Source organism: Streptomyces scopuliridis, assembly GCF_042790125.1.
Classification (GTDB): domain Bacteria; phylum Actinomycetota; class Actinomycetes; order Streptomycetales; family Streptomycetaceae; genus Streptomyces; species Streptomyces scopuliridis_A.
Window position 1 is genome coordinate 81,603 of sequence record NZ_JBHTZS010000001.1, and the last position, 13,547, is coordinate 95,149.

The 13,547-nt window shown below is 71.1% G+C and carries 13 protein-coding genes; 12 read left to right on the plus strand and 1 reads right to left on the minus strand.

Annotated features, from left to right (window positions below; translation table 11 throughout):
- Positions 1-19: 19 nt before the first annotated feature.
- The 9 genes from ACFRKB_RS00380 (at position 20) to ACFRKB_RS00420 (ending at position 8,457) form a co-directional block, all read left to right on the plus strand.
- Positions 20-553, plus strand: a complete 534-nt coding sequence (locus tag ACFRKB_RS00380) for a flavin reductase family protein (RefSeq protein ID WP_383101965.1) — start codon at positions 20-22, stop codon at positions 551-553.
- Positions 554-719: 166 nt separating this feature from the next.
- Positions 720-938, plus strand: coding sequence for a DUF5988 family protein (locus ACFRKB_RS00385; protein ID WP_365977102.1), 219 nt, complete (start codon positions 720-722; stop codon positions 936-938).
- 44 nt (positions 939-982) lie between these two features.
- Entirely contained in the window at positions 983-2,626 is a 1,644-nt protein-coding gene (locus ACFRKB_RS00390; RefSeq protein ID WP_383101966.1) for an ABC transporter substrate-binding protein, read from the plus strand.
- 32 nt (positions 2,627-2,658) lie between these two features.
- Complete coding sequence (locus ACFRKB_RS00395; protein ID WP_383101967.1) at positions 2,659-3,594, plus strand: ABC transporter permease; 936 nt, start codon at positions 2,659-2,661, stop codon at positions 3,592-3,594.
- Positions 3,591-4,448 carry an ABC transporter permease gene (locus tag ACFRKB_RS00400; RefSeq protein WP_383101969.1) on the plus strand — a complete coding sequence of 286 codons (858 nt, stop codon included), beginning with the start codon at positions 3,591-3,593 and terminating at the stop codon, positions 4,446-4,448. The genes ACFRKB_RS00395 and ACFRKB_RS00400 overlap by 4 nt, the downstream gene beginning before the upstream one ends.
- A complete protein-coding gene (locus ACFRKB_RS00405; RefSeq protein ID WP_383101970.1) occupies positions 4,441-6,327 on the plus strand; it encodes an ABC transporter ATP-binding protein in 1,887 nt (628 codons plus the stop codon). Before ACFRKB_RS00400 ends, ACFRKB_RS00405 begins: the two co-directional genes overlap by 8 nt.
- 9 nt (positions 6,328-6,336) lie before the next feature.
- On the plus strand, positions 6,337-6,633 hold the full coding sequence (locus ACFRKB_RS00410) for a DUF6059 family protein (RefSeq protein ID WP_383101971.1): 297 nt from the start codon (positions 6,337-6,339) through the stop codon (positions 6,631-6,633).
- 115 nt (positions 6,634-6,748) lie between these two features.
- A complete protein-coding gene (locus ACFRKB_RS00415; RefSeq protein WP_383101973.1) occupies positions 6,749-7,222 on the plus strand; it encodes a nuclear transport factor 2 family protein in 474 nt (157 codons plus the stop codon).
- A 185-nt stretch (positions 7,223-7,407) separates the two neighbouring features.
- Positions 7,408-8,457 carry an LLM class flavin-dependent oxidoreductase gene (locus ACFRKB_RS00420; RefSeq protein WP_383101974.1) on the plus strand — a complete coding sequence of 350 codons (1,050 nt, stop codon included), beginning with the start codon at positions 7,408-7,410 and terminating at the stop codon, positions 8,455-8,457.
- Between the two features lie 108 nt (positions 8,458-8,565).
- Here ACFRKB_RS00420 and ACFRKB_RS00425 read toward each other — a convergent pair whose 3' ends face one another.
- A complete protein-coding gene (locus tag ACFRKB_RS00425; protein WP_383101976.1) occupies positions 8,566-9,165 on the minus strand; it encodes a TetR/AcrR family transcriptional regulator in 600 nt (199 codons plus the stop codon).
- Between the two features lie 228 nt (positions 9,166-9,393).
- On the opposite strand from ACFRKB_RS00425, the gene ACFRKB_RS00430 reads away from it, so the two are divergent.
- The 3 genes from ACFRKB_RS00430 (at position 9,394) to ACFRKB_RS00440 (ending at position 13,507) form a co-directional block, all read left to right on the plus strand.
- Positions 9,394-10,887, plus strand: coding sequence for an MFS transporter (locus tag ACFRKB_RS00430; protein WP_383101977.1), 1,494 nt, complete (start codon positions 9,394-9,396; stop codon positions 10,885-10,887).
- Positions 10,888-11,005: 118 nt separating this feature from the next.
- Positions 11,006-12,190 (plus strand): acyltransferase family protein, encoded by a 1,185-nt coding sequence (locus ACFRKB_RS00435; protein WP_383101979.1) that lies wholly within the window; start codon positions 11,006-11,008, stop codon positions 12,188-12,190.
- Between the two features lie 81 nt (positions 12,191-12,271).
- Entirely contained in the window at positions 12,272-13,507 is a 1,236-nt protein-coding gene (locus tag ACFRKB_RS00440; RefSeq protein WP_383101980.1) for a cytochrome P450, read from the plus strand.
- Positions 13,508-13,547: the final 40 nt, after the last annotated feature.

Sequence of the window (13,547 nt, forward strand, 5' to 3'; positions counted from 1 at the left end):
TGACGAAGGGCGGACCCGCATGCCGAACCATCGATCCTCAGCGCTGCGCGTACCCGAGGCGGACGCCTCCGTGGACCCGGCCGACTTCCGGCGGGTGATGGGGCACTTCGCGACCGGCGTCGTCGCCGTGACCGCACGCGATCCGCTCGGTGGTGAGCCGGTGGGCCTGGCGGCCAACTCCTTCACCTCGGTCTCGCTCTCGCCGGCTCTGGTCTCCCTGTGTGTGGCGCACACCAGCACGACCTGGCCGCGCATACGCCGAGGTGGCCGCTTCTGCGTCAACGTACTGGCGGAGCGTCAGCGGGCCGCCTGCGCCCAGCTCGCGCGCAGCGGGGGCGACAAATTCCGCGGTCTGGACTGGACGGTCACGCCCGGCGGCCTGCCCGTACTGACCGGCGCGCTGGCCCGCCTCGAATGCTCGGTGAGGGCCGAACATCCCGCGGGCGATCACGTCATCGTCGTGGCCCAGGTCCATGCGATGGAGGCGGGACCGGTCGGTGACGACGGACCGCTGCTCTTCTACCGCGGCGGCTACGGCGGATTCCGCGGCTGACGCGGTGCGGCCGCGGGTGCGTGGGCCGTCTCGGTCAACTGCCCCTGCGCACACGCTATGGGCGGCAAAAGGACGGTAAGAACCGCTTTAGGTCTCTTGGGCACGCTGTTCCTCGTCCTCACAGGTCCAGCCGCCGCGGTGAGGCCGCGCGGGAAGGAGCATTCGGATGTCCGTGAACGAGGTCAGTGTCCTGCTGTGCGGAGGCCCCCTGGAAGGCGTCCCGGAGCCCGAGCGACTGGTCCGGGTCAGCGACCCGCGGCAGACCTTCAAGCTCTTCAAGGGAAACCGCTACGAGCACTTCCTGCCGTCCGCGGAGTCCCGTGTGGTCAGTGGTCAGGAAGTGCCGGTCTTCCTCTGGAGCCACCGCACCTTCGTGGCCGAATAACCGCCCTTAGACCGGCTTTAGAAGCGCTGCCCACCATCAGGCAGATGAGGAAATGGACCTTGGGGCGCTCGCCGGCCGGCGGCAGACGGGCCGGCACCCTGCTCGCGCTCGCACTGCTCGCCGGTGCGCTGGGCACCGGCTGCGGCACGGAAAGCGGACGGACGGCGGGGACGGGGCTGAGGGTCGCGGTGGAGGCCGAACCGGAGTGTCTCGACCCACAGGTGAGCCCCATGGATGTCACCGCGCTGGTGGACCGGAACATCTTCGACTCGCTGGTGGACATCACGCCCGACGGGACGGTCCACCCATGGCTGGCCGAGCGATGGACCAGCTCGGGGGACGGCCTGACCTACACCTTCCACCTCCGGGCAGGCGTCACCTTCCACGACGGCACACCGGTGAACGCGGCGGCGGTCAAGGCCACCCTCGACCACGCGGTCGACCCGGAGACCAAGTCCAACTACGCGGCGGGGCTGATCAAGGGCTACACCGGTGCCAGAGCGGTCGACGAGCACACCGTGCGGATCACGCTCAGCCGGCCCAACGCCGCGTTCCTGCAGGCGCTGAGCACCGCCTACCTCGGCATCCAGTCGCCGCGCTCGATCCGCGAGAACAAGGGCCGGCTCTGCACCACCCCGGTCGGATCAGGACCGTTCCGGTTCACGGGCTGGACCAAGGGACGCGAGATCACGCTGCGGAAGTTCCCGGGGTACCAGTGGGGCCCGGCCTCCGCCCGGCACACCGGGCCGGCCCGGATCGACGGCATCACCGTCGCCTTCATCGCCGAGAACAGTGTGCGCTACGGCGCGCTGGCCAGCGGGCAGGCCGATGTGATCGACGCGGTGCCACCGGAGCGGGTCAAGTCCCTCAAGAGCGACGAAGACCTGCGCTACCAGCGCTTCGAAGCACCCGGTGGGGTCTACGCGCTCTTCCTCAACACCGAGGGCGGACCGCTCGCCGACGAACGGGTGCGGCAGGCGCTGCGCAGCTCGGTGGATGTCGGCGCGCTGGTGCGGGCGGTCCACTTCAACCAGTACCGGCGGGCCTGGAGTCCGCTGAGCCCGTCGACGCCGGGATACGAACCGAAGACCCGTGACTCCTGGGCGTACGACCCCGGGCGGGCCGGCCGGCTGCTGGACGAGGCCGGCTGGACGGGGCGGGACGAGGACGGCTACCGCACCAAGGACGGCCGGACGCTCACCCTGCGCTGGCCCGCCACCGCCACCCTCCAGGCCGCCCAGCGCAACAGCCTGGCCCAGGGCATCCAGGCGCAGGCCAAGGAGGCCGGCATCAAGATCGACTATGCGACGAAGGACGTCGGCACGTACACGACCGAAGTCCTCGAACGCCGGCTGGACATCTACGCCAGCAGCAACATCCGCGCCGACGCCGACATCCTGCGCACCAACTTCGCCTCGGACCAGAAGCCGCTGGAGGGCGGCGGCAATATCTTCCACGCCGCCGACCGGCAGCTGGACCGCTGGCTCAACGGCGGGCTCACCGCCCTCGACCCGGAGTCCCGGGCCGCCGAATACCGGGCGGCACAGCGCTACCTCGTCGACCGGGCCTTCGTCATCCCGATGTATGTGCCCGCCCACCTCGTGGGCAGCTCCGGCCGGGTCCGCGGCATCACCGCCGACGGCCAGGCATACCCGCGGTTCTACGACGTCACCTTGGAGGAGCGATGAAAGGCGGGACCGAAGGAGGGAGAGCGGCGCGCGTGAGCGGACCCGCACGCTGGTTCGTGCGACGGCTGGCACTGTCCGTGCTGGTCGTGTTCGGCGCCTCCACTCTCGCCTTCTTCGCACTGCATCTCGTGCCCGGCGACCCGGTCCGCACCATGCTGGGACCGACGATGTCCAGCCCGGAGCTGGTCGCCCAGGTCCGCCACGACCTCGGGTTCGACCGGCCACTGGTGGTCCAGTACGGGATGTTCCTGGGCCGGCTGCTCCAGGGCGACCTCGGCACCTCCTACCAACACCAGAGCCCTGTATCGGAGTTGCTGACGACTCAGCTCGGCTCCACCGTCGAACTCGCGCTGGCCGGATTCGGCCTCGCCTTCGTGGCGGCGCTGGCCCTGGCCATCGCCACGGCGGGCCGCCGCCCCGCCGTACGCAGGCTGTCCTCGCTGCTGGAACTGGCCGCCACCTCCAGTCCGAGCTTCTGGGTCGGCGTCCTGCTGCTGAGCCTGTTCTCCTTCCGGCTGCGGATCTTCCCGATCGCGGGCGAGGGGGGACCCGGAGCGCTGGTGCTGCCCGCGGTCACGCTGGCCCTCGGCATGGTCGGCGTCTTCGCCCAGGTGATGCGCGACGGCATGGAACGCGCCCTGGAGGAACCCTTCGTGCTGAGCGCGCGCGCCCGCGGTACCGGGGAGACCCGTATCCGCGTCCGGCACGCCCTGCGGCACACGATGGTGCAGATGGTGACCCTGGCGGGCTGGTCGGTGGGGTCCCTGCTCACGGGCGCGGTGATCATCGAGACGGTCTTCAGCCGCCAGGGCGTCGGCCGGATCCTGGCCACCGCCATCGAGAACCGGGACCTGCCCGTGGTGACCGGCACCGTGGTGGTCTCCGCGCTGGTCTTCGCACTGATCAACCTGGCCGTCGACGGCCTCTACCGCGTCCTCGACCCGCGCGTACGGGAGGTGACGGCATGACGGCCCTGCCACGCGTATCCGCGCTGCCCCGGCCGCGCACCCGCCGGATCCGGCCGGGCACCGTACTCGCCTCGGCCCTTCTCGTCCTGCTGGTCGTCGCCGCGTTCGCGCCCGGCCTGCTCGCGGGCTACGACCCCGAGGCGGTCGACCCGGCGAACGCCCTCGCGCCGATGAGCGGCGACCATCTCTTCGGCACCGACCAGCTCGGCCGCGACGTCTTCAGCCGGGTGGTGTACGGAGCCGGTCCCTCGCTCTCCATCGGGGTCGGAGCCACCGTGTTCGCGGTGGTGGCCGGAGGGCTGCTCGGGGTTCTCGCGGCCACCGGCGGCCGGGTCGTCGACGAGTGCGTCATGCGGGTCACCGACGTCCTCATCGCCTTCCCCGGGCTGTTGCTCGCGCTGCTGATGGTGGCGGTGCTGGGGCCCAGTTCCTTCAACGCCACGCTGGCGATCGGCTGTTCGGTGCTGCCGGGCTACGTCCGGCTCGCCCGGGGCCAGGCGCTGGTGGTACGCCGCTCCGACTTCGTACGGGCCGCGGTGACGCTGGGCAGGCCCGGCTGGGACATCGCACTGCGGCATCTGCTGCCCAACGCGCTGCCGCCACTGATGGTGCTCTCGCTGGTCAACGTCGGCACCGCCATCGTCGCCGGCTCCTCGCTCAGCTTCCTGGGCATGGGGCCCAAGCCACCGGCGCCGGAGTGGGGCGTGATGCTCTCGGAGGGCCGGGACTTCCTGGACAGCGCCTGGTTCGCGGCGTTCTTCCCCGGAGCGGCGCTGGCCGTCTCGGTGATGGCCCTCAATGTCGTCGGCCGCCGGCTGCAGCACCGTTTCGAGGGGAGACTCACCGATGTCTAGCCAGAGCGAGCGGCCGGCGGCGGGCCGAGGACCTGCCGCGCTGCTCACCGTCGAAGGGCTGCGGGTGTCGTTCGAGGCCCGGGGCGTTCGTACGGACGCGGTGCGCGGTATCGGCTTCACGTTGCACGCCGGGGAGTGCCTGGCGATCGTCGGGGAATCGGGATCCGGCAAGAGCGTCACCGCCCGCACGCTGGTCGGACTGACCGGGCCCGGCTCCCATGTACGGGCGGACCGCCTGGAGTTGGCCCGTCCCGAGGCGGGGGCCGCGCCATGGGACATCACCGCCCTGTCCGCGCGTGACTGGCGCGCGGTGCGCGGTCGTGGCATCGGGCTGGTGCTCCAGGACGCCCTGGTCTCCCTCGACCCGCTGCGGCGGGTCGGCGCGGAGGTCGGCGAGGCGCTGGGGAACCACACCGCCTTGCGGGGCGCCGCGCGCGGGCGGGAGGTGGCCCGCTTGCTCACGCGGGCCGGTGTGCCCGAGCCCGAGCTGCGCGCCCGGCAGTATCCGCATGAGCTGTCCGGCGGGCTGCGGCAGCGCGCCCTGATCGCGTCCGCGATGGCCGCCGCGCCGGCCGTGCTGGTGGCGGACGAGCCGACCACGGCGCTGGACGTGACGGTGCAGGCCAGGATCCTGGAGCTGCTCGCGGAGCAGAAGACGGCGGGTACGGGCGTGCTGCTGATCAGCCATGACCTCGCGGTGGTGGCGAAACTGGCCGACCGGATCGCCGTGATGTACCAGGGCGTCTTCGTCGAGGAGGGCCCGGCCGAAGAGGTGCTCGGGGCGCCGGCCCACCCGTACACCAGGGAACTGCTGGCCTCGGTGCCCGCCCGGCGGCCCAAGGGCGCACGGCTGTCGGTGCTCCGCGGCCACGCGGCGGCCGACGGGACGGCACGGTCCGGCGGCTGCCGCTATGCCGCCGGGTGCCCGCTGGTCACCGACGAGTGCCGGGAGGCCGAGCCGCCCCCGCGGCCGGCCGGGCCCGGCCGGCTCGCACGGTGCCTGCACCTCGGCCGTGTGCTGCCGGTGCCGGAGGCCGACCGGGCGCTGCCCCTCCGGGCCGTCACCCCGGCCGGTGAGCGGGCGCCGGTCCTGGAGGTCGACGGAGTCACCAAGCGATACCGCGGACCCGGCCGGACGGTGCGGACCGCCGTGCGGGAGGTCTCGTTCGTCCTGCGCGCGGGCGAGTCCCTGGGCGTACTGGGGGAGTCGGGGTCGGGCAAGTCGACGCTCGCGCAGCTGGTCATGGGGCTGTTGGAGCCGGACGCCGGAACCGTGCGGCTGCTGGGGCGCCCGTGGTCGGGGCGGCCCGAGTCCGAGCGTCGCGCGCTGCGCCGCCGCATTCAGCTCGTCCAGCAGGATCCGCTGAGTTCGTTCGACCCACGCCATACCGTCGAGCGGATCCTCGGGGAGGCGCTGGGCGCCCCGGGGCGCCGGTCGGCACGCGCGAGCCGTGACCGTGCCGCCGAACTGCTCGACCGGGTCGGCCTGGACGCGGGGCTGCTCGGCCGGCGCCCCCGGCAGCTCTCCGGCGGTCAGCGCCAGCGGGTCGCGATAGCCCGCGCGCTGGCACCGGAGCCCGAGGTCATCGTCTGCGACGAGCCGGTCTCGGCCCTCGATGTGTCGGTCCAGGCACAGATCCTCGATCTCTTCAACGGTCTGCGTGCCGACCTCGGTGTCTCGCTGGTGTTCATCTCCCATGACCTCGGGGTGATTTACCACACCAGCGACCGGGTGATCGTCACCCGGGCGGGCCGGGTGGTGGAGCACGGGGCCGTCGAGGAGGTGTTCCGCGCGCCCCAGGAGCCGTACACCAAGGAGCTGTTGTCGGCCCTGCCCCAGCCGGAGACCCCGTTCGCCGCCGGCCGGGCGCGGGCGTAGGGGGAGCCGATGAGGAACTTCGGTCGCCTGCGCGCCTGGTGGGATTCGTTCGCGGCGGCGACGGGCCGTGGGCTGATCGGCCTCGGCGGCTACTGGTGGACGGGTTTCGGCCTGCCTCCGCTGGAGACCTGTCCGGGCACGTGCGGTACGCCGGGATGCGGGGAGCCGGACTGCCCGGGCGGTGCCGCGCGCGGACCGGCGCCGAGACTGGCGCGGCCCCCGGACGGGCACCCCGAGCGGCTCTGCGGCGACCAGCCGCTGACGGCGGACGAACTGGTGCTGTGGGAAGGGATTCTGGGCAAATGACCGATCATTTCCGCCCTTTGGTCACGCGCCGGCAGCGGATGCGGCAGAAATGACCCACGGCGTCCCACCGTTACGTCGGCAACCCGTCAGCCATGACTTCTCAAGGAGGACCCCTGTGCCGAAGATATCCGCGGCCGATGTCGTCGAGATCCATCAGGTGCTGGGCCTGTTCACCCATGTGATGGACAACATGGAACTGGACGCGCTGCATCTGGTGGTCACCGAGGACGTGGTCATCGACCCCGTGGGGGAGGGCGAGTCCGACCCCGAGCCCATCCATGGGCGGGAGACCTTCCGTGGTCTGGTGGCCCTGCGCACCGGGGCGGCGGCCGACCATCACACGCTCGATCCGGTCGTGCTGGTCGACGAGGACGGCACGGTACGGGCGCGCAGCCGCTTTCTGGCGGTGGGGCCCGACGGCTCGGTGAGCAACGGCGAGTACCGCGATGTGCTGCGCCGTACCCCCGAGGGCTGGCGGATCAGCTACCGCCGGGCCTTCCATCGCAAGCCGCTGGTCGTGGCCCCGTCGGCGGGGCTGCCCAGTGGTGCGTGGGGGGCGCACAGCGGGAATGTCCCCACGCTCTCCTGATTGCGGGGCGCCACCACCATTGTCAAGCGGAGGATGCCTCCGTATAGTCCTTCGGGAAGGCTCGAAGTCGCGTTCCCCGGCTTATGGGACGAGCTTCCCCGGTAGCCCGTTCCATGCCCCGGCCCGGGCGGACGCGCACCTCGCCAAGCACCCCGACCGCATGCCGTACTGACGGAGACACTGATATGAGCGAATCGCGGCGAATACCGCTGTCCGTGCTCGACACCGCCCCGGTGTTCGAAGGGTCCACTCCTACGCAGGCCCTGCGCGGCTCCCTCGCCCTCGCCCCGGAGGTGGAGCGGCTGGGCTATACGCGGTATTGGTTCGCCGAACATCACAACACTCCCAGCCTGGCCACCTCCTCGCCGGCCGTTCTCATCAGCCGTGTCGCGAGCCTGACCAGCACCCTGCGCGTCGGCTCCGGCGGCGTCATGCTGCCCAACCACCCGCCGCTGGTGGTGGCCGAGCAGTTCGGCACCCTGGAGGCCATGCACCCGGGGCGGATCGACCTGGGCATCGGGCGGGCGCCGGGTACCGACCCGGTCACCGCCAGGGCGCTGCGCAGGGACGCGGCCTTCGACTTTCCCCAGCAGATCGCCGAGCTGGTCGAGTACTTCACCTCCTCCGGCCCCGGCCGTCCCGCCTCCGGTATCGCGGCCATCCCCGCCCAGGAGAACCAGCCGCCCATCTGGATGCTCGGCTCCAGCCCCAACAGCGCGCGTTTCGCGGGGGTGTTGGGACTGCCGTTCGCGTTCGCCTTCCACTTCAGCCCGCACGCGGCCGAGGCCGCGCTCGCCGCCTACCGCGACGCCTTCCGTCCCTCGGCGCATGTCGACCGTCCGCACGCGATCCTCGCGGGATTCGGGATCGTGGCGGAGAGCGACGACGAGGCCGAGTGGCTGGCCGGGCCGGTGAAACTGTTCACGGCGCGTGGCCGACAGAACCCCCACGGGCTCTTTCCGCGCCCCGAGGAGGCGGCCGCGTACACGTACTCCAGCGCGGAGAACGCGCTGATCCGGGAGCTGTTCGGCCCGCAGCTGATCGGCTCGCCGGAGACCGTGCGCAAACAGACCGTCGAACTGCTGGCCCGCACCGGGGCCGACGAGTTGATGATCGCGACCTCGGTCCACGACCACAGCGCACGGGTGCGCTCCTATCAACTGCTCGCCGAGACGCTGGCCCCGGAGGGTATCGGCGGCGGCCCGCAGGCGGACGCCGAGGCGCAGATCGGGTAGAACGCCGGCGAACTGGCCGTAGGCCACCCCCTGTACGCAGTGCCCCTGCCCGTCTCCCCCTTCGGGCAGGGGCCCTGTGCTGTCCGGAGGGTCCTGGCCCTTCGGCGCTCAGTGCGTGCGCAGCCCCTCCATGGTCAGGGTGAGCAGCCGTGCGGCCAGTGGTCCGCTCTCGCTCCTGGACGTGCTGGTCTCCTCCGCCGCCCAGGCCACGGAGTTGGCCAGGGTGTAGAGGTCGGCCGCGGTGACGTCCGGCCGGATCTGGCCCGCCCGCTGTGCCCGGTGGAGGAGTTCGGCTCCGGCGGTGAGCACCGCGCCGCAGGACGGGGAGAGCGGTGAGTCCTCGTCACGTACACCGAGGAGCAGCGCCGCCGCCAGCCCCCGGTATCTCGTCGCGTGCAGCGCCACCGACCGGAGCCAGCCCAGCAGCGCGTCGGCGGGGGCGGGGTTGTCCAGCAGCGGGACCGCCTCGCTGTGCAGCGCTTCGAGGCGGTCGTGCAGGACGGCCTGGAGCAGCGCCTGCCGGGTGGGGAAGTGGCGGTAGAGGGTGCCGATGCCGACACCGGCCCGGCGTGCGATCTCTTCCAGAGGGGCATCGGTGCCGTACTCGGCGAAGGCGTCCCTGGCGGTGGTCAGCAGTCGTTCGCCGTTTCGGCGGGCGTCGGCCCGCTGGGGGCGGGACGGGGTGTCCGGTGCGGGGGATGGGGTCATCGGAACTCTCCTGAGCCGGTTGCGAATCGGAGGCTGCCTCCGTATGCTACCTAACCGGAGGGTTCCTCAGATTATTGCGCAGCGTCCAGCCCCTCCACCCGCATCGCGCTCCTCAGGTCTGCCCTGCGGCGCAGCGCCGCCGCGCTGCCGATGACGTCAGTGCCGGGCACGCCCCCCGCGCCGCACTTCCCGCTTCTCCGTTACGTGTTGTCCGTTGGAGGTAATTCGATGTCGACCACCCCGACATCCAAGGTGTCACCGGCCGCCGGTGGCTCACCCGATGTCAAGCAGCGCACCGGCCTCGTGCTCGCTGTCATCGTCATCTCGCAGCTGATGATCATCCTCGACACCACCGTGGTGACCATCGCCCTGCCCGACATCCAGGAGAGCCTGGACCTCTCCGCCACCAGCGGCTCCTGGCTCATCAACGCCTACACCCTCGCCTTCGGCGGACTCCTGCTCCTCGGCGGCCGGGCCGGCGACATCCTGGGCAGAAGGCAGGTCTTCATCGCGGGCATCGCCATCTTCACCGCCGCCTCACTGCTCGGCGGCTTCGCCCAGAACGCGGGCTGGCTGCTGGCCTGCCGCGCGCTCCAGGGCCTCGGCTCCGCCCTGGCCTCACCCACCGCGCTCGCGCTGATCGCCACCAACTTCGAGGAGGGCGCGCCGCGCAACCGTGCCTTCGGCCTCTACGCAGCGGTCTCCGGCGCCGGTACGGCGATCGGCCTGATCCTGGGCGGTCTGCTCACCGAACTCGTCTCCTGGCGCTGGGTGCTGTTCATCAACGTCCCCATCGGCGCCCTGGTGCTGCTCGGCGCCCTGTCCATCCGCAACTCCGAGCGCATCGCCGGCCGCTTCGACCTGAGTGGGGCGCTCGCCTCCACCGCGGGTGTCACCGCCCTGGTCTACGGGTTCATCCGTATCTCCGAGGAGGGCTGGAGCGACGGACTGGCCCTCGGCGCCATCGCGCTGGGTGTGGTGCTCCTCGCGGTCTTCGTCGCCATCGAACAGAAGGCCCGTCAGCCGATCACACCGCTGCGGCTGTTCGCCAACCGCAACCGCGCCAGCTCGTACCTGATCATGCTGCTGCTGGTGGCCAGCATGCTCGGCATGTGGTTCTTCCTGACCCAGTTCCTTCAGGAGGTCCTGGGCTTCAGCCCGATCAAGGCCGGCATCGCCTTCCTCCCGCTGACCGTCGCGATCCTCGGCTTCACCCAGGCCTCCACCAAGCTGATCGCCCGCTACACCCCCAAGGCGCTGATCGCCACCGGCGCCGCCATCATGCTCGTCGGCATGACCTGGTTCACCCGGATCTCCGCCGACAGCACCTATCTCTCCGGCGTACTCGGCCCGATGCTGCTGCTCGGCGTCGGACTCGGCCTGCTCTTCGTCCCCGCGACCGCCACGGCCATGTCCGCCGTCGCCCCCGAGGACAACGGCGCGGCCTCCGGCCTGGTCAACGTCATGCAGCAGATCGGCGGCTCGCTGGGCCTGGCGATCCTCGTCACCGTCTTCGGTACCGCCACCCGCAACTCCGCCGAGAACGTCCCGGCGGGCTCCACCGTGGAGGAGGCGAAGAAGTTCGTGCTCTCCGACGCGATCTCCACGGCCTTCACCGCCGGCGTCATCTTCAGCGCCGCCGTCCTCCTCGTGGCCCTGCTCGCCATCAGCACCAAGAAGCAGCAGGCCGCTCACGACGAAGCGGCCGGCGCCGCCGTCTGATCCACCCGCGACCCCGTGCGCAAGCCCGGCTTTGGCGTGAGCGAAGGCCGGGCTTAGCCCGCCCCTCCACTGTGGGTGCCGACAGCAGACCGGCAGCGACAGGGAGGGGCGGAGCAGCATGTCCGTGCAGCAATCCACCGAACGGGACGGCGAGCGGCCGGCCGGACCGGCCCCCGTCAGCCGGCTGCCCTCCCTGACCGGACTGCGCTTCGTCGCCGCCGCTCTGGTCTTCCTCCACCACGCCATCTACACCAATGTCTTCGCCGACCCCGACGTGGTGCGCGTCTTCCACGATCTGTTCATCAACACCGGACAGATGGGCGTGGCCTTCTTCTTCGTCCTCAGCGGATTCGTCCTGACCATCGCCGTGCGGCCGGGCGACACCACACGCCGCTTCCTGCGCCGCCGACTGGTGAAGATCTACCCCAACCACGTCGTCACGTTCCTGCTCGCCGCCGTCCTCATCGTCCCGGCGCTGCACTGGACCGAAGTGGTTCCCAATCTGCTGCTCGTGCAGACCTGGTGGCCGCGGTACGAGAACCTCTTCAGCGGCAACCCGCTCAGCTGGTCGCTCGCGTGCGAGGTCTTCTTCTACCTCGCCTTCCCGCTGCTGCTGCGCGGAATCCGGCGGATCCGCCCCGAACGGCTGTGGTGGTGGGCCATCGGCACCATGACCGCCATCGTCGGCGTCACCCTGATCGTGGCCCTCGCGGTACCCGCCACGCCCGCGATGCCCGACGGCCAGCCCATGGGCCTGGTCCAGTTCTGGCTGATCTACACCTTCCCGCCGGTGCGCGCCCTGGACTTCCTCCTGGGCATGCTGCTCGCCCGGATCGTGCTGACCGGCCGGTGGATCCGGCTCGGTACGCTCCCCGCCGCCGCGCTGGTCCTCGTCGCCTACCTCGCCGGCATGCGACTGCCGTACATCTACGGCCTCAACGCGCTGACCATCGTCCCGCTGGCGCTCCTGGTCGCCGCGGCCGCCACCGCCGACCGGGAGGGCCGCACCGGTCTGATGGGCAGCCGCCCGGCCGTCTGGCTCGGCGAGATCTCCTACGCCTTCTACCTGATGCACGGCATGCTGCTGATCTGGGGCCGACAGCGGTTGGGCACCGAGAACGTCTACGGCCTGCCCGCCGGCATCGGACTGCTGCTGCTCGCCCTCGCCGCGACCGTGCTGGCCGCCGCCGCCCTGCACGCGTTCGTCGAGCGCCCCATGATGCGCCGCTTCAGCTCCCCGCGCCGCGCCCCCGCGCCGGCGCCCGCCGAACCCGGCTTTAGGCCGCGCCAAGAAGTCCCTTAGCGCCCGTGAAGGCGCTGCTTAGCCGCGCCGCACAGGGTGGAACCACGCGGATGAACGGCACGTACATCACAAGGAGCTGAGATGCCGGAAGCGGTGCAGAAGGACGAGGCAGCGGCCCAGGCGCCGAAGGAGCTGGAGGAACGGATCCGTCGATGGAGCGTCTTCCAGCCATGGCTCCAGGAGGATCCCATCCCCTTCTGGAAGGAGCTGCGCGAGCACGGGCCGGTCGTACGGTCCGAGGAGTTCGGCGGCTTCTGGATCTTCACCCGCCTCGACGACATCGAATGGGCCGCCCACCACCCCGACATCTTCTCCAGCGACGAGCCCACCATCCCCTACCGCACGATGTTCCGGCACAAGCGCATCCCCATCGAACTCGACGGCACCGAGCACACCGAATGGCGCCGCACCCTCGACGCCGTCTTCAGCACCTCCTTCGTCGACCACTTCACCCCGCAGATCACCGAGGCGGCGGCCGGTCTGGTCGACGCGATCGTGGCCCGGGGCCGCACCGAGCTGATCGACGAGTACGCCTTCAAACTCCCCGCCGAATCCTTCCTGATCACCTTCGGCGTCGGCCGCGAAAAACTGCCCGAACTGCTGGAACGCCGCGACTGGGTGCAGCGCAACTGGCTCAACGCCACCTCGGACGAGGAACTGTTCGACGCCGCCGCCCCCCTGCACGACTTCATTCGCGCCTCCGTCGAGCGCCGCCGAGCGGAGGGCACCGCAGGACGCGAGGACGTCATCAGCCGGCTGCTGGAGTCCACCTACGACGGCCGCACCCCCACGGACGACGAACTCGTCAACGCACTCGTCGACTCCATGATGGCCAGCCTCGACATCACCAACGCCATGCTGGGCCTGGCCTTCCTCCAGCTCGCCGAGCGCCCCGAACTCCAGGCGCGCGTCGCGGGCGCCACCCCCGACAAGCTCCCCGCCATCGTCGGCGAACTCGCCCGCCACGAACCCGTCATGTCCACCGCCCGCGTCCTGACCCAGGACGTCGAACGGCACGGCATCACCCTCCACAAGGGCGAGCGGGTCTTCCTCTCCTGGGGCATGGCCGGCCTGGACCCCGAAGTGTTCGAGAACCCCGACGAGATCGACTTCGACCGCCCCCAGGAACGCGTTCCCTCCTTCGGCATCGGCGCCCACCGATGCCTGGGCGAGAACCTGGCCCGCCGCATCTTCGCCATCGCGCTGCGCGAATGGCACTCCAGGATCCCCGCGTACCGCGTCACCGAAGGCACCTCGCCCACCCACTTCTACAGCGGGCTGCGCCGTCTCGGCAGCCTCGACATCAGCTTCGGCTGACGGCCCCGACCGGCCCCGTACAACCCGCCGCGCCGCCCAG

Bases quoted from the DNA above. Each gene is read 5' to 3' on its own strand.
- ACFRKB_RS00380 (WP_383101965.1), top strand. From the start codon at position 20: ATGCCGAACCATCGATCCTCAGCGCTGCGCGTACCCGAGGCGGACGCC.
- ACFRKB_RS00385 (WP_365977102.1), top strand. From the start codon at position 720: ATGTCCGTGAACGAGGTCAGTGTCCTGCTGTGCGGAGGCCCCCTGGAA.
- ACFRKB_RS00390 (WP_383101966.1), top strand. From the start codon at position 983: ATGAGGAAATGGACCTTGGGGCGCTCGCCGGCCGGCGGCAGACGGGCC.
- ACFRKB_RS00400 (WP_383101969.1), top strand. From the start codon at position 3,591: ATGACGGCCCTGCCACGCGTATCCGCGCTGCCCCGGCCGCGCACCCGC.
- ACFRKB_RS00405 (WP_383101970.1), top strand. From the start codon at position 4,441: ATGTCTAGCCAGAGCGAGCGGCCGGCGGCGGGCCGAGGACCTGCCGCG.
- ACFRKB_RS00410 (WP_383101971.1), top strand. From the start codon at position 6,337: ATGAGGAACTTCGGTCGCCTGCGCGCCTGGTGGGATTCGTTCGCGGCG.
- ACFRKB_RS00420 (WP_383101974.1), top strand. From the start codon at position 7,408: ATGAGCGAATCGCGGCGAATACCGCTGTCCGTGCTCGACACCGCCCCG.
- ACFRKB_RS00425 (WP_383101976.1), bottom strand. From the start codon at position 9,165: ATGACCCCATCCCCCGCACCGGACACCCCGTCCCGCCCCCAGCGGGCC.
- ACFRKB_RS00430 (WP_383101977.1), top strand. From the start codon at position 9,394: ATGTCGACCACCCCGACATCCAAGGTGTCACCGGCCGCCGGTGGCTCA.
- ACFRKB_RS00435 (WP_383101979.1), top strand. From the start codon at position 11,006: ATGTCCGTGCAGCAATCCACCGAACGGGACGGCGAGCGGCCGGCCGGA.
- ACFRKB_RS00440 (WP_383101980.1), top strand. From the start codon at position 12,272: ATGCCGGAAGCGGTGCAGAAGGACGAGGCAGCGGCCCAGGCGCCGAAG.